Raw genomic sequence first — 19,320 nt, 5'->3', positions numbered from 1 at the left:
GACGCCCGTACAAGAGGCGCGTTCAAGTTTTTTCGATCGCCCATCCCCCTGGGCGACGGAGTTCCCCGGATGGCGAAAAAGAAGAAACCGAAGAAGGCCCAGCGGCCGAACATCGTGACGATCGATGAGCACGTGCTCGATCGCCTGTATCTCGTCATCGACAGCCGCAAGGGCGCCGATCCCGAGACGTCCTACACAGCGCGCCTGTTCAGCCGGGGCCGCCAGCAGATTGCCAAGAAGCTCGGCGAGGAAGCCGTCGAGGCGCTGATCGAGGGCATCCAGGGCGACAAGCCCAAGCTGATCGCCGAGAGCGCCGACATGCTCTATCACCTGCTGACTCTGTGGGCCGCCGTCGGCGTGCAGCCGAAGTCGGTGTGGGACGAACTCGCCCGCCGCGAAGGCCTCTCAGGCATTGCCGAGAAGGCGTCACGCAAGCGGTAACGCCGCCGAAAGCCAAGTTGATTTAGTCGCAAACTGTCGTCCTGGGTGCAGCGAAGGACCTCACGGAACGACCGAAGTACTCCGTAGCGGGCGTTGGATCCTTCGCTTCGCTCCAGAGCGGGGGTTGCCCCGCTCGCGATGACAGCACGGCGTAATTGTCTTCGTTTGCCCGCTCAGTGCGGCGGCATCGGGATGAAGATCGGCGGTGTGCGGGTCGACTTGCTGCGCGCCTTGATGTCCTCGTCGCTGGCGCCGTGCGGCTTCAGATACACGTAGTAGGGCGTGCGCCGTTCGACGACGTCGTTGCCCGGCTCGGCCTTCTCGCTGACCAGCAGGTCGGACTGGATGCGGACATGCATGTAGCCCGGGATCAGCTCGGCCCAGTTCTGGACGTCGGGCGTGAAGAGGACGTCGAACGTGTAGCCGTCCACGACCTTCACGACGCCCCAGCTCACCCCCTCGGCCGGCCGTGACGGCACCTGCTGCCAGACCATGCCGGCCTGAACGTAGACGGCGACGGCGTTCAGCATGACGTACAGCGGCCCCTTGGGGCTGACGTTCTGGAGGAACAGCGTCATGCGGTACGATTTGCCGTCGGGCTCGTAGGATATCCCCTTCAGCTCGACATAGAGCGAGCGCGTCGCGGTGTTCTCGAGCAGCAGCCTGGCCTGTCGCGCCTCGCGCAGCGCACGCGCCTGGTAGAGGCCGACACCGGCATCGACCGCGAACCCCGTCAGCAGCAGCATGACCAGACCGACGAGTACCGGCGAGCGCCAGAGATCGAAGCGCCGGCCGAGCTTGACGGCGACAGTGCCCGGCGCCTCGACCTTGCGCGGCGCGGCCTCGCGCAGCTCGTTGAGCAGGCCGCCCTCCGCCGCCGCAGTCTCGGCCGGGGCGGCGGCTCCCAGGCGCCGGCGCAGCACGCGGATCTCGGACTGCGCCGCGCCGAGCTGGCGGCGCAGATCGGCGATCAGCGAATCCTTGTGCGGCCCGGGCGCCCCGGGATCGGTGGGAGCCTCGCTCATGTCACGATCGCGCCGTGGGCGATGTGCACGATCTGCTCAGCCTGTTCGGCCAGCGACAGATTGTGGGTGACGAGGATCAGGGTCGTGCCGCGCTCGCGGTTGACCGCCAGCAGCTCGTCCATGATCTCGATCTCGGTCTGCTCGTCGAGATCGGAGGTCGGCTCATCGGCCAGGATCAGAGCCGGCTCGTTGATCAGCGCGCGGGCGATGACCGCCCGGCGCTGCTCGCCGGCCGAAACCTCCGACGGATAGGCATCGAGATGGTCGCCCAGGCCCATCTGGCCGAGCAGCGCCGCCGCCCGTGAATAGGTGGTGGAGGCCTTGCCGCCGCCTCCCAGCATGGCCGGCAGGGCGACGTTGTCGACCAGCCGAAGCGTGGGCAGCAGGCTGGCGAACTGGAAGACGTAGCCGATTCGTTTGTTTCGGAAGGCCGCCAGCGCGTTCTCCGACAGGCTCCAGATGTCGGTGCCGTCCACCGTCACCTGCCCCTGCGAGGGGCGGCTGAGACCCCCGATCATGGCCATCAGGGACGACTTGCCCGACCCGGACCGACCGATGATCGCAGCGTAGCGGCCGGCCGCGATCTCGAGGTCGATGCCCGCGACCGCCGCCACCGCGCCGCGTTCGGTGACGTAGTCCTTGCGCAGGCCGCGGCAGGTGAGCATCGCCTAGCCCTCCCCGCGCACGAGATCGTAGGGATCGCGCCGGCTGGCGCGCCAGGCGGGATAGAGCGAGCCCAGGGCGCCGATGATCGAGGCCATCACGACCGCCGCCACCGCGACGATCACGATGCGCGCCCCGTCGAGCCAGACGAAGGGCACGCCGATATTTTCCAGATAATAGACCAGCGATCGCTCGTAGAGGCGCATCACCAGGACACCCAGCGCGACGCCCAGCAGGCCGCCGGCGCCGGTGGCGATGACCGCCTCGATGACCATCATGCCGACGATCTGGCCGCGCCGCGCGCCGATCGCCTTGAGGAGACCGAGTTCGCCGCGCCGTTCCGTGACGATCGCCGAGAAGAGCACGCTCACCATGAGGGCGGTGCTGACGAACATCAGCACCATCAGCGCGAGCATGCCGTTCAGCAGCGCGGCCAGTCCCTGGCGGATGCCGCTCATGGTCGAATCGCCGGTCACGACCTTGACGCCCTTGAGGGTCGAGAGGATGGCGAAGCGCGCCTGCAAGGGCGTGGCGCCCGGCGCCAGTTCGACGAGGAAACCGCTCACCTTGCCCTTTTGCAGCACGGCGGGCGGACCGCCGCCATGGCCGTGCACGGAGCCCGCCAGCGCTTCGAGCGTGTCGAAGGTCATGAACACGCCGCGCTCGTGCGTGCCGACGCCGGTCTTGCCCAGCCGGCCGTAGACGGTGTGCGGCTTGCCGAAGATCAGCAGCTCGGAGCCGAGGGGCGCGTCGCGGGCGGCGCCCAGGATCACGTCGCCCGGCCGCATGTCGCGGTTGATCTTCTCGACCAGCCAGGGCCGCACCGTGAAGTCCAGGGCGGGATCGAAGCCGATGAGGTCGACCGAATCGTGATGGCTGCCGATGCCCGAATGCTCGACGCGCGCGATCTTCTGCGGCGCGGCGCGGCTCACGCTGGCGAGGCCGGCCTTGGCGAACAGGTCCTGGTCCAGCACCAGGTCGGTCGGCTCGACGGTGAGCAGCGCCGCGGTGATGTTGGTGAGCGCACCCTCGGGCACCGCCATCATGTCGGCGCCCAGCCGGGTGAAGCCCACCGCCATGCTGCTGTCGATGCTGCGCATCAGCGTGGCGCCGGTGAAGACAACCCCGCTGGCCACGGCGACGGCCATGATCAGCAGGAGGCTGCGCGCCTTGCGTCGCCCGAGATTCTGCAGCGCCAGGCTGGCGAGCAACCTCAAAGCGTGCCCACTCAGAGCGTACAGGAGCGCGTGTGCTTCATGTGCTCCAGCTTGGTCGGGATGATCACGCAGTCATGATGTCCACCGTTGCTCGGCAGGATGCCGATCAGCGTGTCGGTGGAGGTATCGATGACCGCGATGCCGGTCGACTGACGCTGGAAGCCGCTGAACGGCGTCAGCACGTATTTGCCGTCGTAGGTGATGGCGGGTGTCTGGAGGTCGGGACCGATGCCCTGGATCTCCTTCTGGATGGTCCAGGTCTTGGTGTCGATCACCATGATGCCGCTATAGGCCGGCGACGGATGCAGGATGGACAGATAGAGCTTCGAACTGTCCAGCGAGAAGACCATGTGGAACGGGTTGGGATACTTGCCGCGCCACAACGGATCCTCGACATGCGCGATCTTGCGCCACTTGGTCGGGTCGGGATCGCTGCAGGAGAAGATCGAGCAGTTGTTTTCCCGCAGGTTGTTCATCATCACGAGGAACCTGCCGTCGGGCGAGAAGCCGATCTCGTGGCCCGGCGAATGGATCTTGTCGAATACGACCTGCCAGGTGTCCTTGTCGATCTGCTCGACCTTGTACTGGTCCTGCGAATCCTTGTTGAACTGCAGGAAGGCAGCCGGCTCGAAGTTCTTTTCGGGATCGAGGATGCAGATGCCGCCGCACAGGCGCACGACCGTCGCGGCCCAGCGGCCCTCGGGATGCCAGACCGTGCCGTCGGCACCGGTCAGCGTCAGCGGCGCTTCGCCGGGCAGCGAGCCTTCCTCGACGAACAGCTCGCCCATCGGCACCATTTCCCAGTCGATCTTGTTGCCCTTGGTGCCGCGAAGATTGTAGAGGCCGGTCTTCTCGTCGGGATAGATCTTCTTGATGGTGAGCGTGCCGCCCTTGATCCAGGCCTCGCGCAACTCAGGGACATTCGGCGTCCAGTCGAAGCGCAGCGCCGCCTTGACCTTCGAGGTGGTGCGATCGAAGCAGGCGGCAATATCCTTCTGGCCGTCGGTCACGAAATAGGACTGGGCGTCCTTCGGGTTGACGGTGACGTGCACGCCGAGGCCCAGCCCGGTCGTCTCCGACACGTTCTCGACCATCTGCATCTGCGTGCCGTCGTAGCGCACGCGATAGATGTTCGTGCCGCCCGGTGCATTCTCCGCCGTCACGTTGGTCGGGATGCCGTAGATCAGCGAGTTCTGGCCGCCCTGCGTCGAATTCACGAACTCGAACCCATGCGTGGGATCGGAACTCGGGAAAGCGCAGAGATGATGGCTGATCGGATTGTAGTCGCCGTAGTTCCAGTACCAGATCGAGCCCAGCACGCGATTGGAGTTGAGGTCGATCGCATAGGTGCCGCCGCCCATCTTGGTCGGCAGCAGCGCCACCCAGTTGCCGAGGCTCTGGCCCCTTATGTCGGCGCGCGAGTCGACGACTTCGCGGGTGATCGGCGACTGCTGCGCGCCGGTGCCGGCCGCGCGGATGATGCCGTTGTCCGAAGAGGAGCCACCGTTCATCGCGCTGTAGCCCAGCACGGCCACTTCGGCGGCGGCTGCGGTGCCGACGGCGACGTTCAACATCGTGCGCCGGCTCACCTTCGTCTTGACCTTGGGACTGGCCGCCTCTTCGCGGGCCTTGCGCGTCGCCTGCTCGTGCTTGGCGACGAGATAGGCCTGAAATTCTTCGCGGTCCTTCGCGAGGACCTCCTCGTTGCGCTTCAGGAACTCGTCGATCGGACTCTTCGCCGTCGGAAGGTTCGATTCCGGACCTTGTTCGAGTGGGGCGATGAGAGGCGGGACGCTTGCGTCCTGCGGCACCGTGCTCGTCGGTGTTTCTCGGGTGGGCTCAGTCATCGGCTGGTCTCCCCTTTTTTTGATGAACGAAGTCTAACCACGAGCGCTCGCAAAACGCATGTGCAATTTGCAGTCGAGGTCGCTGATTTCATCCAGCAATCCGAGTAGGCTTCCTCGCGAAGGAGATCTTCGATGGACTACGCGGTCATCATCAGCGCCATCGTGCTCGGCCTCTCCGTGCTCGCCACGGCGGCGAAGTTTCTCGACTGGTTTCTCCATTCCGATCCCAAGACGATGGTCCGCACGCTGCGCTGGATGGCGCTGCTGCTGGTGATCGTGGCGATTCCCCTGCTCGTGACGATGATCGTGCGCGAGCAGTACGCGGGCGCGATGCTGCTGGGTGCGGCGATGATCCTGGTACCGACCTTCCTGAAGTGGCGCGCGATTCTCGTTCCGCTGCGGGCGGCGTTTGCCCAGTTTCGGGGAAAGCCGCAGCCTTTTGAAATGCCGCCGGTCTGGCAGGATCCGGCGCCTCCCGATCCGCGTGCGCTGCAGCAGGCCGCGGCGCTTCTCGAGGCCTATCTCCATCGCACGGCGCCAGTTGCTTCAGCGCAACGGCACATACCTGCCCCTGCCGGCGCAGAGGATGACGAAGGCATGACGATCCGCGAGGCCCTCGACGTGCTGGGCCTCGCCCAAGGCGCCGATCTCGCCAGCGTTCACACCGCGCATCGTCGCCTGATGCGCGGCGCCGACCCCGATGCCGGCGGCTCACCCTATCTCGCGGCCAAGATCGACGAGGCGCGCGACGTCATCGTCGGCTTCCTGCGTCGCCAGGGCAAACCCGCCGAAGCTCCCGGGCGTCCGCGGCTGCTCAAGGGCTGAGGGCTGCTTCCTAGTCGCGGAAAACGGCCAGGTGGAAAGGCCGCTTCGCCGGCTCGCCGGCCACGTCGTAGGTGTGGACTTTCATCTGCATCGGATCGGCCATCAGCCCGACCGTGCAGAAGCCCGGCTCGACGGCTTCCTGTTCCGTGCTTCCGATCACGCAGGAAAAGTTGGTCTTCGCTTCCTTCTGCAAAGGCACCTTCCAGGTGATCACGTACTGGTTGGCGCCCACAAGCTCGCACTTGTCGATCATGTAACCGCGCGCGATGGAGCCGTCGGCGGCGATCACGCAGGCGAGACGCTTTTCGAATTCCGTCATATGTCGAACCCTCCCTATAGTGGCCCGTCGCGTTTAGAGGACGATGCGCGCCATGCGATTAACACGCTCGCCGCGTAGCGTCATTGCATCAAGCCTCCGGAGTTTCGTCATGTCAGAGTCAATGGTCCCCGCCTACGACCGCAGCAACGTCTTCGCCCGCATCCTGCGCGGCGAGCTGCCCTGCAAGAGGGTCCATGAGGACGAATTCTCACTGGCCTTTCACGACATCGCGCCGCTGGCCCCCATCCACGTGCTGGTGATCCCCAAGGGCGAGTATGTCAGCCAGGCCGATTTCGGCGCCAAGGCGCCGCCCGAGGAGATCGTCGGCTTCTGGCGCGCCGTCTCGAAGGTCGCGCGCGATCTCGGTCTCGATTCGGAAGGCTATCGCATCGTGGCCAATCACGGACCCAATGGCGGGCAGCTCGTGTTTCATTTCCACGTCCATATCTTCGGGGGCCGCACCATGAGCCATGCCATGGGCAGCATGCCCAGCCCGGACAAGGAAGGTTGATCCGGCGTCGCACCCTGCTGGCCGCGTCACTGCTCGCGCCCGGTGCGGCGTGGGCGCAGAAGCCGCCGCAACGGTCGCCGACCGAAAGCGGCTGGTATGCCAGAGGCAAGACCAAGGAGCGGGCGGTGCGGTTCGCCGGCACCGGCGGCGTCAGCCTGGCCGGCACCTTGCTGATGCCGCTGTTCAGCGAAATCCAGTACGTGCCGGGCATCGTGCTGGTCGCCGGCAGCGGTCCCACCGATCGCGACGGCAACAACCCGCTGGCGCCGGAGCGCATCGACCTGTTGAAGGACATTGCCGAGCTGCTGGCGCGCAACGGCATCGCCTCGCTGCGCTACGACAAGCGCGGCATCGGCCAGTCGACGCCGCGGCCGCGCGGGTCGCTGGAAGAGCAGGAAGCCTTCTTCGCCTGGGACAATTTCGTGGGCGACGTCGCGGCCGCGCATGCCGAGCTGCTACGGCACGACGAGATCAAGCCCTATGCCACCGCCCTGCTGGGCCACAGCGAGGGCGGCTTGCTGGCCCTCGCGGCCAGCCGGTCGCTGGCCGCGAAGAAGCTGCACGCGCTGGTGCTGGCCGCCACGCCGGGCCGCAAGCTCGAAGACATTCTGCGCGCGCAGATCGCACGCGGCGCGCCGCCGGCATTGCGGCTGCCGACCGACCGCGCGATCGCCACCATCCTCGAAACCGGACGCGTCCCCAGCAACCTGCCACCCGAACTGCAGCTGCTGTTCCCGATCTATGCCGGGCCTTTCCTGCGGAGCCTGCTGTCCTTCGATCCCGCGACCATGCTGGCCGAGAGCCCACTGGCCTGCCTCCTCGTGCAGGGCGGCGCCGACCGGCAGGTCGTGCCGATGGAGGACGTCCAGCCGCTGATCGATGCGCTGCGCACCCGTAACGTCTCGGGCGAAGCCGTGGTGATCCCGCAGGTCAGCCACAATCTGAAGACCGTGACCGGTCCGCTCGATCCGGGGTTCGGCGGGCCGCTCTCGCCAGCGGTCGCTGAGGCCTTGCTGAAGTGGCTGGTCGCGGCGCTGGGTGCTTGATCGTTCCTGCCGGCCGGCCGATCATCGCGCCGAGACACGGAGGCGATGACATGAGCGTTACAGTGCGGCCGGTGACCGACGCGATCGGGGCGGAGATTCTCGGCGTCGATCTGCGCAACTTCAGCGAAGAGGAGTTCGCCGCCATCGAGCGGGCCTGGTACGCGCATTCGATGATCCTGCTGCGCGGCCAGCAGCTCAGCGACGACCATCTGCTGGCCTTCAGCCGCCGCTTCGGCGAGCTCGACCCGCCGCCCAACCAGGAACGCGGCCGCATCAGCCCGCCGGGCTATCCCGACATCTATGTCGTGTCGAACGTGCTCGACACCAAGGGCGACCCGATCGGCGCCCTGGGCGACGGCGAAGCGGTCTGGCACACGGACATGAGCTATCTCGACGTGCCGCCCGACGCGTCGATGCTCTACTCGCTGGAAATCCCGCCGACCGGCGGCAACACCTGGTTCACCAGCATGCAGGCGGCCTGCGATGCCCTGCCGGCGAGTCTGCGCGCCAAGATCGAGGGCCGCCGCGTCAAGCACGACGGCACCTACAATTCCGGCGGCTTCCTGCGCAAGGGCGTGACGCCGACCGACGATCCGATGGTCGCGCCCGGCGCCTGGCATCCGGCGATCCTGCGCCACCCGGTCAACGGCCGCGCCACGCTCTATCTCGGCCGCCGCCGCAATTCCTATGTCGAGGGCTACACGAGAGCCGAATCCGACGCGCTGCTGGAGGAGCTGTGGGCGCATGTCACCCAGCCGCGCTTCATCTACCAGCATGTCTGGAAGCTGGGCGACCTCGTGATGTGGGACAACCGCTCGACCATGCACCGACGCGATCCGTTCGACAAATCGGCACGGCGCATCATGCATCGCACGCAGATCAAGGGGACGACGAAGCCGATCGCCTTCGCCGCCTGAAAAGCAAAAAGACGACAAATGAAAAAACGCCCGGAGGAAACATGCGGCGGCAGAAGAAGTTCTATGCCTGGGGTTACGCCGACGAGGACCTGACCCCGGACGAGATCCGGCCGTGGGAAGCCGAGATCGCCCAGCGCTATGGGCTCTCCGGCTTCGACGTGAAGCCGCCGCCCCGGGCCGACGAGATCGACTTGCGCAAGAGCCGGGTCGACGTGCCGGCGGCGCTGCAGGCGATGGTGCGCACCGATCACCTGACGCGGCTGGAGCACAGCTACGGCAAGGCGGGCTTCGACACGCTGCGCATGTTCATGCGCTCGGTGCCCAACCCGCCCGACGCGGTGGCCTTCCCGGAAGGCGAAGAGGACATCGTGAAGATCCTCGACTGGTGCGACCGCATCGGCGCCAAGGCCATCCCCTATGGCGGCGGCTCGTCGGTGGTGAAGGGCATCGAGCCTTCGGCCGCCTTCGACAAGGTCGTGACGATCTCGACCCGCCACATGGACAGGGTGCTGGAGGTCGATGCGGTGAGCCAGGCCGCGCGAATCCAGGGCGGCATCTACGGGCCGGCGATCGAGGACGCGCTGCGCGACACGCCGTTCACCATGCGCCACTACATGCAGGCCTATCGCTGCTCGACCCTGGGCGGCTGGATCGCCACGCGCTCGGGCGGCCACTACGCCACGCTCTACACCCACATCGACGACTTCGTGGAAAGCACGCGCGTCGTGACGCCCGAGGGAACGCTGGAAACCCGCCGCCTGCCCGGCTCCGGCGCCGGCCCCAGCCCGGACCGGATGTTCATCGGCTCCGAGGGCATTTTAGGCATCATCACCGAGGCGTGGGTGCGGCTGCGCAAGAAGCCCGCCTTCCGCGCCTCCGCCAGCGTGCGCTTCCCTGACTTCCATACCGGCGCCGATGCGGTGCGCGACATCACGCAGGCCGGCCTCTATCCCGCCAACTGCCGCCTGCTCGAGGCGCGCGAGGCGCTGCCCGGCATCCCCTGGAGCAACGAGGAGGCCGTGCTGGTGCTGGCCTTCGAATCGCCCGACCATCCGCTCGACGCCTGGATGAAGCGCGCGCTGGAGATCTGTGCCGCCCATGGCGGCGTCGCCGACGAGAGCGAAGACGACGAGAATGCGCACCGCTCCGGCGCGGCCGGCGCCTGGCGCAACAAGTTCATCCGCGCGCCGCACTATGGCGAGCATGCGGTGGCCCGCGGCATCCTGTCCTCGACCTTCGAGACCTCGATGACCTGGGAGCGCACCCGCGACTTCCACGCGAAGATCACTCGGATCACCAAGGACACCATCAAGGCGGTGACGGGCCGCGAGGGCACGGTCACCTGCCGGTTCACCCATGTCTATCCCGACGGGCCGTGTCTCTACTTCACCTTCGGCGGCCTCTTCGATCCGAAGAAGGACGCGCTGGCGCAATTCATGGAGATTCTTTCGACCTGCACCGCCGCGACGGTGGAGCATGGCGGCACGACCACGCACCACCATGCGGTGGGCCGCTTCCACCGGCCCTTCTACGACAGGCAGCGCCCCGAGCTGTTCGCCCGGGCGCTGCGCGGCGCCAAACGGGAGCTGGATCCGAAGGGGATGATGAATCCCGGCGTGCTGATCGATCCCTGACGCGAGGGCGTCAGTGCGCGGCCACGATCGACCGCGGCAGGAAGAAGAACATGACCAACACGTGACGGACGAGCAGCAGCGCGCCCACGCCCACGCAGATCAGGCCGGCGGCGACGAGATAGTCGTCGACCTCGCCGGTGTAGATGATCGTGTTAGGAATCTTGATCAGTTCGATGCAGATTTCGGCCATCAGGCCGATGCAGAGCTGGCCGACGCCGTAATTGTGACAGACGTGATCGACCGCCAGCTGCCACTGTTCGTTCTGCGCTTCCCCCAGACCAAAGATATCGCGCAGGCTCTTGCGTTCTTCGAGGACGACGCCCCAGCCGATCATGATGATGCCGATGCCGGTGACGATATCCATCTCCTCCTTCATGTCTGGTTTGACCCAGAGTACCTTGGAGACCTCGAACAGACTGATGAACATCGGGATACTGATCAGGAGCGAGACGAGTCCGATCGTGTATCGCGCCGTCAGAAAAAGCATGAGCGGACGAAACATGGTAGGGGCCTTTGCAGCAATATCGCCAGCCGGGTGGCAGCCGTGTTCGCACAACCTAGTCGAGCGGCCGGTTCGGGAGCAATCACTGATGCTGCACTTGCGCTGAACCCACATTCTCACTGATAGCGGACCCATGATCGACTGGCTGTACTCACTTCCCGAGACCCTCGTGCTGGTGGCCGGCGCGCTCGTGATGGCGGGCGCGATTCTCGGTTTGCCGTCGCTGGTGCATCGGCTGCCCTATCTCCGGACCAGCAACGAGAACAACGACTTCGTGCTGCGCATGCAGGCCACGCTCTTCACCATGACGAGCCTGGTGCTGGCCTTCACCCTGGTCGAGGCGGAGAGCAATTTCCGCAAGGCCGATTCGCTGGTGGCGAACGAGGCGTCGCAGATCAACCGGCTCGACCGGCTGCTCAACCGCTATGGTGACGAATCGGTTACGGAACTCCGGCTCAACCTGCTGGCCTATGCGAAGGCGATCGTCGACGACGAATGGCCGGCGATGCTGCGCGGCGCCCGCAGCGACAAGGTTCGCCTGGCCTTTGCGCCGCTGTCGCGCGGCATCTTCGAGATCGAGCCCCGGCCCGGCCGCGAAACGACGATCTATGCCGAGATCCTGCGATCCTTCGACTCGATTGCGGAGTCGCGCGACGCCCGGCTCAACGCCGTCTCGCTGTCGTTGCCCGCACCTTACTGGCAGGTCGTGCTGTTCGCCGTTCTCATGCTGTTGTTCATCACCAGCACCCTCCAGCGCAGCACCTTCCGCGCCTATGTGCTCTCGGCGCAGATGGCCGTGATGGGCGCCTTCATCGGCTTCGTATTCATCATGGACCAGCCCTTCAAGGGCCAGACCGCGGTGGACGCCCAGCCGCTGCGGCAGGCGATCATCCTGATGGAGAACCGCGACCGGTAGCATCCAAGGGCTCGCGTCAGGCCGCCAGCATCGATCGCGTCTGCGGCCGGCGATAGCTCAAGGCTTCGGCGATGTGGAGGCGGCGCACGGCGTCGGAACCGTCGAGGTCGGCCAGCGTGCGCGCGACCCGGAGCGTGCGGTGCCAGGCGCGGGCGGAGAGGCCGAGGCGTTCGGCGGCGCGGGCCAGTAGCGCGCGGCCCTCGGCGTCGGGTTCGGCGATGGCGGCCAGCAGGGCGCCGTCGGTGTCGGCGTTGCAGCGCGGCTTGGACCAGTTGCGGGCCCGGTCCGCCAGCAGACCCGCGCCCGGATCGGCTTCGATGGCGACCAGCTTTCCCTTCTTGTCGAGTTGGGCCAGCCGCTCGCGCTGGACGGTGCGGGCCGCGGCGACGCGGGCGGCGATGTCAGCCGAGATTTCGGCCGGCGGCGGCAGCGCGAGATCGGCCGCAGAAACCGCGGGCACCTCGATGGTGAGGTCGATGCGGTCGAGCAGCGGGCCCGAGAGCTTGGCCTGATAGTCGGCGCCGCAGCGGGGCCCGCGGGCGCAGGCGCGGTTCGGATCCATCAGATGGCCGCAGCGGCAGGGATTCATGGCGGCCACGAGCTGGAAGCGCGCCGGATAGGTGACGTGGGCGTTGGCCCGCGCCACCGTCACGCGGCCGCTCTCCAGCGGCTGGCGCAGGGCTTCGAGCGTCGCGCGGTTGAACTCCGGCAGCTCGTCGAGGAACAGCACGCCATGGTGGGCCAGCGAGACCTCGCCGGGCTTGACCCGCGTGCCACCGCCGATCAGCGCCGGTAGCGTCGCCGAATGGTGCGGGTCGCGGAAGGTGCGGCGGCGGCTCAACCGTCCCTCGCCCAGGTCGCCGGCCAGCGAGCGCACCATCGAGGCTTCCAGCGCCTCCTCCGCGTCGAGCGGCGGCAGCAGGCCGGGCAGGCGTGCCGCCAGCATCGACTTGCCCGAGCCCGGCGGCCCGATCATCAAGAGGTTATGTCCGCCGGCGGCCGCGATCTCGAGCACCCGCTTGGCGCTCTCCTGCCCCTTGATCTCGCTGAGGTCGGGATAGGCCGCGCGATCGTCCGCCATCAGCGCCTCGGGCGCCGGCAGGGTCTGTTGCCCGCGCAGATGGTTGATCAGGGCGAGCAGCGAAGGCGCGGCGATGATCGGCGGCCGTTCGGTGTCCGGGAGGGAATCGAAGCCGCCCCAAGCGGCCTCGCCCCCGCAGACGGAAGGGCAGATCACCCCGCGCCCCGCCGCCTGGGCGGCAATCGCCGCCGGCAGCACGCCGGGCACCCGGCAGAGCGAGCCGTCAAGTGCCAGCTCGCCCAGCACCACGAACCCCTCGACGCTCTCGCGCGGCAGCACCCCCAGCGCCGCCAGCAGCCCCAGCGCGATCGGCAGGTCATAGTGGCTGCCCTCCTTGGCGAGGTCGGCCGGCGACAGGTTCACGGTGATGCGCTGCGGCGGCAGGGCCAGCCCCAGCGCCCGAAAGCAGGCCCGCACCCGCTCGCGGCTCTCGCCCACCGCCTTGTCCGCCAGCCCGACCACGGCGAAGGCGATGGTGCCGGGCGCCACCAGCACCTGCACATCGACCGGCAGGACATCGATCCCCTGAAACGCCACCGTCCGAACCGTCGCCTGCATGTCCTGCTCCCGTCCTGTGCCGGGAACAATTAAAGAACGCACAGCATATTAGTAAAGCACGCAACGGTTGCATATTGCTGTGCGGCGCTCCTGGCGCATCCCCGGCCTTCAGCCGGCCGCGACCCGTGCTAGGTTCCGCCCGCAAACGCGGGAGAGTTTCGTGACGGCCAAGCAGAAGATCGACGACCTCAATTTCACGCCGCCGGCGGCGATCACCGACCTGGCCGCCAGGGTGAAGGACTTCGTCAAAGACAAGATCATCCCCTACGAGACCGATCCGCGCTGGACGGCGCACGGGCCGACCGACGAACTGCGGATCGAGATGAACGAGCTGGCGAAGGCCGCCGGCGTGTTCGCGCCGCAGGTGCCCAAGGAATATGGCGGCCAGGCGCTGAGCCAGGTCGGGCGCGCCCATGTCTTCGAGGCGGCGGGCTATTCGATCCTGGGGCCGACGGCGATCCATTGCGCCTCGCCCGACGAGGGCAACATCCACCTGCTCGACGTCGTGGCCCGGCCCGACCAGCGCGAGCACTTCCTGAAGCGCATGGCGACGGGCCAGATCCGCTCGATCTTCTGCATGACCGAGCCCGGCGGCGCCGGCTCCGACCCCAGCCTGATGACGACGACGGCCCGGCTGGAAGGCAACGAGTGGGTGATCAACGGCCGCAAGTGGCTGATCACGGGAGCTGACGGTGCGGGCTGCGCCATCATCATGGCCAGGAACGACGGCGGCCCGATGGACGGCCACGCCACCATGTTCCTGGCCGACCTGCCCGATCCCGCCATCCGCCTCGAGCGCACGCTCGACACGATGGATTCCTCCTTCACCGGCGGCCATGGCGTGATCGAGATCAAGAACCTGCGCCTGCCGGCCGACGCCGTGCTGGGCGAGATCGGCAAGGGCTTCCGCTACGCCCAGGTCCGGCTCGCGCCGGCGCGTCTCAGCCACTGCATGCGCTGGCTGGGCGCGGCGGTTCGCGCGCAGGACATCGCCACGGAGTATGCGCGCCATCGCGTCGCCTTCGGCAAGACGCTGGGCGAGCACCAGGGCGTGTCGTTCATGCTGGCCGACAATCTGATGGACATGAACCAGGCGCGGCTGTCGATCTGGCACACCGCCTGGCTGCTCGACCAGGGCGAGCGCGCCTCGAACGAAAGCTCGATGTCCAAGGTGATCTGCTCGGAAGCCTATTTCCGCGTCGCCGACCGCTGCATGCAGATCCTGGGCGGGCTCGGCATCACCCGCGACACGGTGGTCGAGCGCTTCTTCCGCGACTCGCGTGCCTTCCGCATCTACGATGGCCCGTCCGAGGTCCATCGCTGGGCACTGGGCGCACGCATCGTTTCGGGGAAGATGTAGGACGGAGACCATGAACGCGACGACACCGGCTGACTCACTCGCAGCACGTCGCGACCGCGCTTTCGGCGCCGGCTCGCCCCTCTTCTACAGCACGCCCCTGCACATCGTGCGGGGCCAGGGGGTCGAGCTGTTCGACCCCGAGGGGCGGCGCTACGTCGACATGTACAACAACGTGCCCTGCGTCGGTCACGCCAATCCCCACGTCGCCGAGGCGATGGCGCGCCAGCAGTCGACGCTCAACGTCCACAGCCGCTACCTGCACGAAGGGATCGTTTCCTTCGCCGAGCGGCTCGCGGCGCTGCACGGGCCCGAGATCGAGAGCGTGATCTTCTCCTGCTCCGGCACCGAGGCCAACGAGGTGGCACTGCGCATGACGCGCATGGCCACCGGCAAGGCGGGCATCGTCTGCACCAACGCCACCTATCACGGCAACAGCGAGGCGGTCGGCAAGATGACGCGCATCGGCAACGGCCAGAACACCGCCGGCGACGTGCGCGCGATCCCCTTCCCCGAGATGCTGCGCCCGCTGGTGCCCGGCGCCGGCGAGGACGAACTGTGCGAGGCCTATCTCGACCGGCTGCGGCAGGTCATCCGCAGCTTCGAGGAGGACGGCACCGGCTTCGCCGGCCTGATCGTCTGCTCGATCTTCGCCAACGAGGGCCTGCCCGACGTGCCGCGGGGCTTCATGGCGCGCGCCACGGAGATCGTGCACGCGGCCGGCGGCCTGGTGATCGCCGACGAGGTCCAGGCCGGCTACTGCCGCAGCGGCGTCTGGTGGGGCTACGACGTTCTGGGCTTCACGCCCGACATCGTCGTCACCGGCAAGCCGATGGGCAACGGGCTGCCGCTGGCCGCCACCGCCGCGAGCCGCAAGCTGATCGAGACCTTCCGGGCCGCCACGCGCTACTTCAACACCTTCGCCTCGAGCCCGCTGCAGGCGGCGGTCGGCATGGCGGTGATCGACGTCATCGAGCGCGACCGCCTGGCCGAAAACGTCGCCGCTGTGGGCGCGTTCCTGAAATCGGCGCTGGCCGAGCGCAAGGGCCGCTTCGCCTCGATCCTCGACGTGCGCGGCCATGGGCTGTTCATCGGCGTCGAGATCGCCAAGACCGACACCGCGCGCGAGCCCGACATGGACAAGGCGGTCGACATCATCAACCGCCTGAAGGATCGCGGCTTCCTGACCAGCAATGCCGGCGCCTACCGGAACGTCGTGAAGATCCGGCCGCCGCTGGTCTTCCAGAAGAGCCATGCGGAAGAATTCCTCACCGCCTTCGACGCGACGATGGCGGAAGTCGACGGCTAGCCCTCGATGGACAACGAGACCGTCGACCGAACATTCACGCCGGCTGCCCGCGCCGCCCTGAAGGCCTTTCCGATCGACGCGCAGGACCTGACCCTGGTGTCGCTCTCCGAGAACGTGACGTTCCGGGTGACCGACGGCCGCGATGGAAGGGCTTACGTCTTTCGCCTGCACCGGCCGGGCTATCACACGCTCGAGGAGCTGATCTCCGAACGGGCCTGGATCCGGGCCCTCGCCGAAGCCGGCATCGACGTCCCCGACGCCGTGATGACGCGCGACGGCCAGGACTATGTGCCGGTGACGATCCCCGCCACCGGCGAGCAGCGCTTCGCCGGCCTGGCGAGCTGGACGGAAGGCCGCCTTCTCTCCGACGTGCTGGCCGAGACCGCCGACCAGAAGCGTGTCGAGGAGTCCTTCAGACAGCTCGGCGCCATCACGGCAGCGATGCACCTGCAGGCCAGCGCCTGGCAGCCGCCTTCGGGGTTCAAGCGCCACGCGCTCGACAGCGACGGGCTGATGGGGATGGCGCCTCACTGGGGAGAATTCTGGGAGCATCGCTCGCTCTCGGCCGCCGAGCGGCGCCTTCTCCTCGATGTACGCCAGCATATGCATGACCTGCTGAGCCGCCTGAGCCAGGACTCGTCTGCTTACAGCTTGATCCACGCCGACATGCACCCGGGCAATATCGTGGTCGACGGCGACCTGCTCACCGTCATCGACTTCGACGACGCAGGCTATGGCTGGCATCAGTACGACATCGCCACCGCGCTCACGCACTGGCAGACCAAGCCGAATGCCGCCGAGATCGAACGCGCCTTCCTGGCCGGCTATCGCGCCACCCGCCCCGTCCCCGACGAAGCCTTGAGCCTGATCGCGGAGTTCCGGCTGATCCGCTGGATGGCGACGATCGGCTGGTTCCACCAGCGCCCCGAACTCAACCGCCCGCCGGCGGTGTTCGAGGAACGAAAAGCCTGGGTGCTGGAACAGTGCGCGGCGCTGCAGCGGTTTTAAGCAGGCATCAGATAGAATTCACAATAACGACCTCATGCTGAGGAGGCCCGAAGGGCCGTCTCGAAGCATGGGCTACACACACCCGACCTGTTGCCCATCCTTCGAGACGCACGCCTCCGGCGCGCTCCTCAGGATGAGGTGGTGCGGGTAGGCTTGAAGTGGAGAGCCTCTACGAGTGCAGATGACAGGCGACGGCTCTTCCGTCGTCCATCTCCTTCAGCGGCGGATCGACCGCCTTGCAGACATCCATCGCCCGGGGGCAGCGCGTGTGGAAGCGGCAGCCGGGCGGCGGGCGCATGGCGCTGGGGATTTCGCCGGCGATGATGTCGGCGCCGCGTGCGGCTTCGAGTTCGGGATCGGCTATCGGCACGGCGGCGAGCAACGCCTGCGTATAAGGATGCAGCGGGTCCTTGTAGAGCTGGACGCGTGTGGCGATCTCGGCGACGCGGCCGAGATACATCACGGCGATACGGTCGCTGATATGGCGCACGACGCTGAGATCGTGGGCAATGAAGATGTAGGTGAGGCCGAGCCGCTCCTGCAGCTCCATGAACAGGTTCACGACCTGCGCCTGGATCGACACGTCGAGCGCCGACACCGGCTCGTCGCAGATCAACAGCGTGGGTTCGAGGGCCAGCGCCCGGGCGATGCCGATGCGCTGGCGCTGGCCGCCGGAGAATTCATGCGGATAGCGTTCGGCCATGTCGGGCAGCAGGCCCACCATCCGCAGGAGGTCGGCAACGCGGGCGCGGTACTTGTCCTGGTCGGACGCCATGCCGTGAACGACCAGAGGTTCGCCCACGATGTCGGCCACCTTCATGCGCGGATTCAGCGAGCCGTAGGGATCCTGGTAGACCATCTGCATGCGCCGCCGGATCGGCCGCATGCGCTTGCGGTCATAGCGCGTGATGTCCTCGCCTTCGAACTCGATCCTGCCGTCCGTGACGTCGAGCATACGCAGGATGGCGAGACCGGTCGTGGATTTGCCGCAGCCGGATTCGCCGACCAGCCCCAGCGTCTCGCCGCGCGCCACGCTGAAGCTCACGCCGTCGACGGCCTTCACCGTGCCGACCTGCTTGCGCAGGATGGCGCCCGCCGTAATCGGGAAATGGATCTTCAGGCCCTCGACCTTGAGAACCGTGTCCGGGCGAACGGCGTCAGGCGGCGAGGCGGTCATGGAAGAAACACGCTGAATGATGGTTGGGAGCGCTTTCGACCAGCGGCGGCCGCTCGGCGCGGCAGCGATCGGTCGCCTCCTTGCAGCGCGGCGCGAAGGCGCAGCCGGGCGGCAGGGTCGCGAGATCGGGCGGCTGGCCGTCGATCGGGACCAGCGGTCGGTCGGTATCGCCGTCGAGGCGGGGCACCGAGGCCATGAGCCCGCGCGTATAGGGATGGCGCGGCGTCTTGTAGAGCTGGCGTGCCGGCGCGCTCTCGATGATGCGGCCGCCGTACATCACCACGACCCGATCGGCATAGCGCGCCACGACGCCAAGATCGTGCGTGATCAGGATCATCGCCGAGTTGGCCTCGCGCGTGAGTTCCTTGAGCAGCGCCAGGATCTGCGCCTGCACCGTGACGTCGAGCGCCGTCGTCGGCTCGTCGGCGATGATGAGCTGCGGCTGGCAGGCCAGCGCCATGGCGATCATGACCCGCTGGCGCATGCCGCCGGAATACTGGTGCGGATAGGACGAGAGCCGGCTGCGCCCATCGGGAATGCGGACCTTGCCCAGAAGCTCGGCGGCCTTGTCGAGCGCCTTGGCCCACACCGTCTTGCGGTGCAGGTTGATCGGCTCGCCGACCTGCATGCCGACGGTCAGCGCCGGATTGAGCGAACTCATCGGCTCCTGGAAGATCATAGCGATGCGGTCGCCGCGGATGGCGCGGATGCCGGCATCGTCGAGCTTCAGCAGGTCGCGGCCCTCGAAGAGGATCTCGCCCTCTTCGATCTTGCCGGGTGGATCGGGGATCAGGCGCAGGATCGACAGCGCGGTCACGCTCTTGCCCGAGCCCGACTCCCCCACGATCGCCAGCGTCTCGCCGGCGGCCACGTCGAACGACACGCCATCGACCGCCCGCACCGTGCCGCGTTCGGTGCGGAACCGCGTCGAGAGATTGCGGACGCTGAGGAGTGGAGCGGTCATGGG

General features: G+C 67.2%; 19 protein-coding genes. 10 read left to right on the top strand and 9 right to left on the bottom strand.

Annotated elements, in window-relative coordinates:
* Positions 1-69: 69 nt before the first annotated feature.
* Complete coding sequence (locus ACP15H_RS25120; RefSeq protein ID WP_422032868.1) at positions 70-441, top strand: phosphoribosyl-ATP diphosphatase; 372 nt, start codon at positions 70-72, stop codon at positions 439-441.
* Positions 442-614: 173 nt separating this feature from the next.
* On the opposite strand, the gene ACP15H_RS25115 is transcribed toward ACP15H_RS25120, so the two are convergent.
* Genes ACP15H_RS25115 through ACP15H_RS25100 form a run of 4 tightly spaced genes read right to left on the bottom strand, consistent with a single transcriptional unit; the run spans position 615 to position 5,193 of the window.
* Positions 615-1,466 carry a hypothetical protein gene (locus tag ACP15H_RS25115; RefSeq protein ID WP_425068861.1) on the bottom strand — a complete coding sequence of 284 codons (852 nt, stop codon included), beginning with the start codon at positions 1,464-1,466 and terminating at the stop codon, positions 615-617.
* Complete coding sequence (locus ACP15H_RS25110) at positions 1,463-2,131, bottom strand: ABC transporter ATP-binding protein (RefSeq protein ID WP_425068860.1); 669 nt, start codon at positions 2,129-2,131, stop codon at positions 1,463-1,465. The genes ACP15H_RS25115 and ACP15H_RS25110 overlap by 4 nt, the downstream gene beginning before the upstream one ends.
* A gap of 3 nt (positions 2,132-2,134) precedes the next feature.
* The gene (locus ACP15H_RS25105) at positions 2,135-3,340 is read right to left on the bottom strand and encodes an ABC transporter permease (RefSeq protein ID WP_425068859.1); all 1,206 of its coding nucleotides are present in this window, start codon (positions 3,338-3,340) and stop codon (positions 2,135-2,137) included.
* Between the two features lie 17 nt (positions 3,341-3,357).
* Positions 3,358-5,193, bottom strand: coding sequence for a YncE family protein (locus tag ACP15H_RS25100; RefSeq protein WP_425068858.1), 1,836 nt, complete (start codon positions 5,191-5,193; stop codon positions 3,358-3,360).
* A gap of 132 nt (positions 5,194-5,325) precedes the next feature.
* On the opposite strand from ACP15H_RS25100, the gene ACP15H_RS25095 reads away from it, so the two are divergent.
* On the top strand, positions 5,326-6,018 hold the full coding sequence (locus ACP15H_RS25095) for a hypothetical protein (protein ID WP_425068857.1): 693 nt from the start codon (positions 5,326-5,328) through the stop codon (positions 6,016-6,018).
* A gap of 10 nt (positions 6,019-6,028) precedes the next feature.
* Here the strand turns inward: ACP15H_RS25095 and ACP15H_RS25090 are convergent, their stop codons facing one another.
* On the bottom strand, positions 6,029-6,337 hold the full coding sequence (locus ACP15H_RS25090; RefSeq protein ID WP_425068856.1) for a hypothetical protein: 309 nt from the start codon (positions 6,335-6,337) through the stop codon (positions 6,029-6,031).
* Between the two features lie 109 nt (positions 6,338-6,446).
* Between ACP15H_RS25090 and ACP15H_RS25085 the strand changes: the two genes are divergently transcribed.
* The 4 genes from ACP15H_RS25085 to ACP15H_RS25070 are packed head-to-tail and all read left to right on the top strand — an operon-like array spanning position 6,447 to position 10,445.
* Positions 6,447-6,848: a histidine triad nucleotide-binding protein gene (locus ACP15H_RS25085; RefSeq protein WP_425068855.1), complete on the top strand. Its 402-nt coding sequence runs from the start codon at positions 6,447-6,449 to the stop codon at positions 6,846-6,848.
* Entirely contained in the window at positions 6,845-7,894 is a 1,050-nt protein-coding gene (locus ACP15H_RS25080) for an alpha/beta hydrolase family protein (protein WP_425068854.1), read from the top strand. The genes ACP15H_RS25085 and ACP15H_RS25080 overlap by 4 nt, the downstream gene beginning before the upstream one ends.
* 50 nt (positions 7,895-7,944) lie before the next feature.
* Positions 7,945-8,811, top strand: a complete 867-nt coding sequence (locus ACP15H_RS25075) for a TauD/TfdA dioxygenase family protein (protein WP_425068853.1) — start codon at positions 7,945-7,947, stop codon at positions 8,809-8,811.
* Between the two features lie 41 nt (positions 8,812-8,852).
* Positions 8,853-10,445: an FAD-binding oxidoreductase gene (locus ACP15H_RS25070; protein WP_425068852.1), complete on the top strand. Its 1,593-nt coding sequence runs from the start codon at positions 8,853-8,855 to the stop codon at positions 10,443-10,445.
* A gap of 10 nt (positions 10,446-10,455) precedes the next feature.
* Here the strand turns inward: ACP15H_RS25070 and ACP15H_RS25065 are convergent, their stop codons facing one another.
* On the bottom strand, positions 10,456-10,932 hold the full coding sequence (locus ACP15H_RS25065) for a hypothetical protein (protein ID WP_425068851.1): 477 nt from the start codon (positions 10,930-10,932) through the stop codon (positions 10,456-10,458).
* Positions 10,933-11,080: 148 nt separating this feature from the next.
* Here ACP15H_RS25065 and ACP15H_RS25060 point away from each other — a divergent pair, with 148 nt between their 5' ends.
* Complete coding sequence (locus ACP15H_RS25060) at positions 11,081-11,863, top strand: hypothetical protein (protein ID WP_425068850.1); 783 nt, start codon at positions 11,081-11,083, stop codon at positions 11,861-11,863.
* Between the two features lie 16 nt (positions 11,864-11,879).
* On the opposite strand, the gene ACP15H_RS25055 is transcribed toward ACP15H_RS25060, so the two are convergent.
* A complete protein-coding gene (locus tag ACP15H_RS25055; RefSeq protein WP_425068849.1) occupies positions 11,880-13,502 on the bottom strand; it encodes a YifB family Mg chelatase-like AAA ATPase in 1,623 nt (540 codons plus the stop codon).
* A 160-nt stretch (positions 13,503-13,662) separates the two neighbouring features.
* On the opposite strand from ACP15H_RS25055, the gene ACP15H_RS25050 reads away from it, so the two are divergent.
* The 3 genes from ACP15H_RS25050 to ACP15H_RS25040 are packed head-to-tail and all read left to right on the top strand — an operon-like array spanning position 13,663 to position 17,176.
* The gene (locus tag ACP15H_RS25050; RefSeq protein ID WP_425068848.1) at positions 13,663-14,862 is read left to right on the top strand and encodes an acyl-CoA dehydrogenase family protein; all 1,200 of its coding nucleotides are present in this window, start codon (positions 13,663-13,665) and stop codon (positions 14,860-14,862) included.
* Between the two features lie 10 nt (positions 14,863-14,872).
* A complete protein-coding gene (locus ACP15H_RS25045) occupies positions 14,873-16,168 on the top strand; it encodes an aspartate aminotransferase family protein (protein ID WP_425068847.1) in 1,296 nt (431 codons plus the stop codon).
* A 6-nt stretch (positions 16,169-16,174) separates the two neighbouring features.
* Positions 16,175-17,176: a phosphotransferase enzyme family protein gene (locus ACP15H_RS25040; protein WP_425068846.1), complete on the top strand. Its 1,002-nt coding sequence runs from the start codon at positions 16,175-16,177 to the stop codon at positions 17,174-17,176.
* Between the two features lie 169 nt (positions 17,177-17,345).
* Here ACP15H_RS25040 and ACP15H_RS25035 read toward each other — a convergent pair whose 3' ends face one another.
* Entirely contained in the window at positions 17,346-18,353 is a 1,008-nt protein-coding gene (locus tag ACP15H_RS25035; protein ID WP_425068845.1) for an ABC transporter ATP-binding protein, read from the bottom strand.
* Positions 18,334-19,317, bottom strand: coding sequence for an ABC transporter ATP-binding protein (locus ACP15H_RS25030; RefSeq protein WP_425068844.1), 984 nt, complete (start codon positions 19,315-19,317; stop codon positions 18,334-18,336). The genes ACP15H_RS25035 and ACP15H_RS25030 overlap by 20 nt, the downstream gene beginning before the upstream one ends.
* Between the last annotated feature and the right edge of the window lie 3 nt (positions 19,318-19,320).

The sequence above is a fragment of the Reyranella sp. genome, from assembly GCF_965249915.1.
In the GTDB taxonomy this organism is placed as follows: domain Bacteria; phylum Pseudomonadota; class Alphaproteobacteria; order Reyranellales; family Reyranellaceae; genus Reyranella.
Note: the sequence above shows the minus strand (reverse complement) of the source record. Positions and strands in the feature narration are given on the sequence as shown.

Coding starts and splice junctions, on each gene's coding strand:
- ACP15H_RS25120 (WP_422032868.1), top strand. CDS start 70: ATGGCGAAAAAGAAGAAACCGAAGAAGGCCCAGCGGCCGAACATCGTG.
- ACP15H_RS25115 (WP_425068861.1), bottom strand. CDS start 1,466: ATGAGCGAGGCTCCCACCGATCCCGGGGCGCCCGGGCCGCACAAGGAT.
- ACP15H_RS25110 (WP_425068860.1), bottom strand. CDS start 2,131: ATGCTCACCTGCCGCGGCCTGCGCAAGGACTACGTCACCGAACGCGGC.
- ACP15H_RS25100 (WP_425068858.1), bottom strand. CDS start 5,193: ATGACTGAGCCCACCCGAGAAACACCGACGAGCACGGTGCCGCAGGAC.
- ACP15H_RS25095 (WP_425068857.1), top strand. CDS start 5,326: ATGGACTACGCGGTCATCATCAGCGCCATCGTGCTCGGCCTCTCCGTG.
- ACP15H_RS25090 (WP_425068856.1), bottom strand. CDS start 6,337: ATGACGGAATTCGAAAAGCGTCTCGCCTGCGTGATCGCCGCCGACGGC.
- ACP15H_RS25085 (WP_425068855.1), top strand. CDS start 6,447: ATGTCAGAGTCAATGGTCCCCGCCTACGACCGCAGCAACGTCTTCGCC.
- ACP15H_RS25075 (WP_425068853.1), top strand. CDS start 7,945: ATGAGCGTTACAGTGCGGCCGGTGACCGACGCGATCGGGGCGGAGATT.
- ACP15H_RS25070 (WP_425068852.1), top strand. CDS start 8,853: ATGCGGCGGCAGAAGAAGTTCTATGCCTGGGGTTACGCCGACGAGGAC.
- ACP15H_RS25065 (WP_425068851.1), bottom strand. CDS start 10,932: ATGCTTTTTCTGACGGCGCGATACACGATCGGACTCGTCTCGCTCCTG.
- ACP15H_RS25060 (WP_425068850.1), top strand. CDS start 11,081: ATGATCGACTGGCTGTACTCACTTCCCGAGACCCTCGTGCTGGTGGCC.
- ACP15H_RS25055 (WP_425068849.1), bottom strand. CDS start 13,502: ATGCAGGCGACGGTTCGGACGGTGGCGTTTCAGGGGATCGATGTCCTG.
- ACP15H_RS25045 (WP_425068847.1), top strand. CDS start 14,873: ATGAACGCGACGACACCGGCTGACTCACTCGCAGCACGTCGCGACCGC.
- ACP15H_RS25040 (WP_425068846.1), top strand. CDS start 16,175: ATGGACAACGAGACCGTCGACCGAACATTCACGCCGGCTGCCCGCGCC.
- ACP15H_RS25035 (WP_425068845.1), bottom strand. CDS start 18,353: ATGACCGCCTCGCCGCCTGACGCCGTTCGCCCGGACACGGTTCTCAAG.
- ACP15H_RS25030 (WP_425068844.1), bottom strand. CDS start 19,317: ATGACCGCTCCACTCCTCAGCGTCCGCAATCTCTCGACGCGGTTCCGC.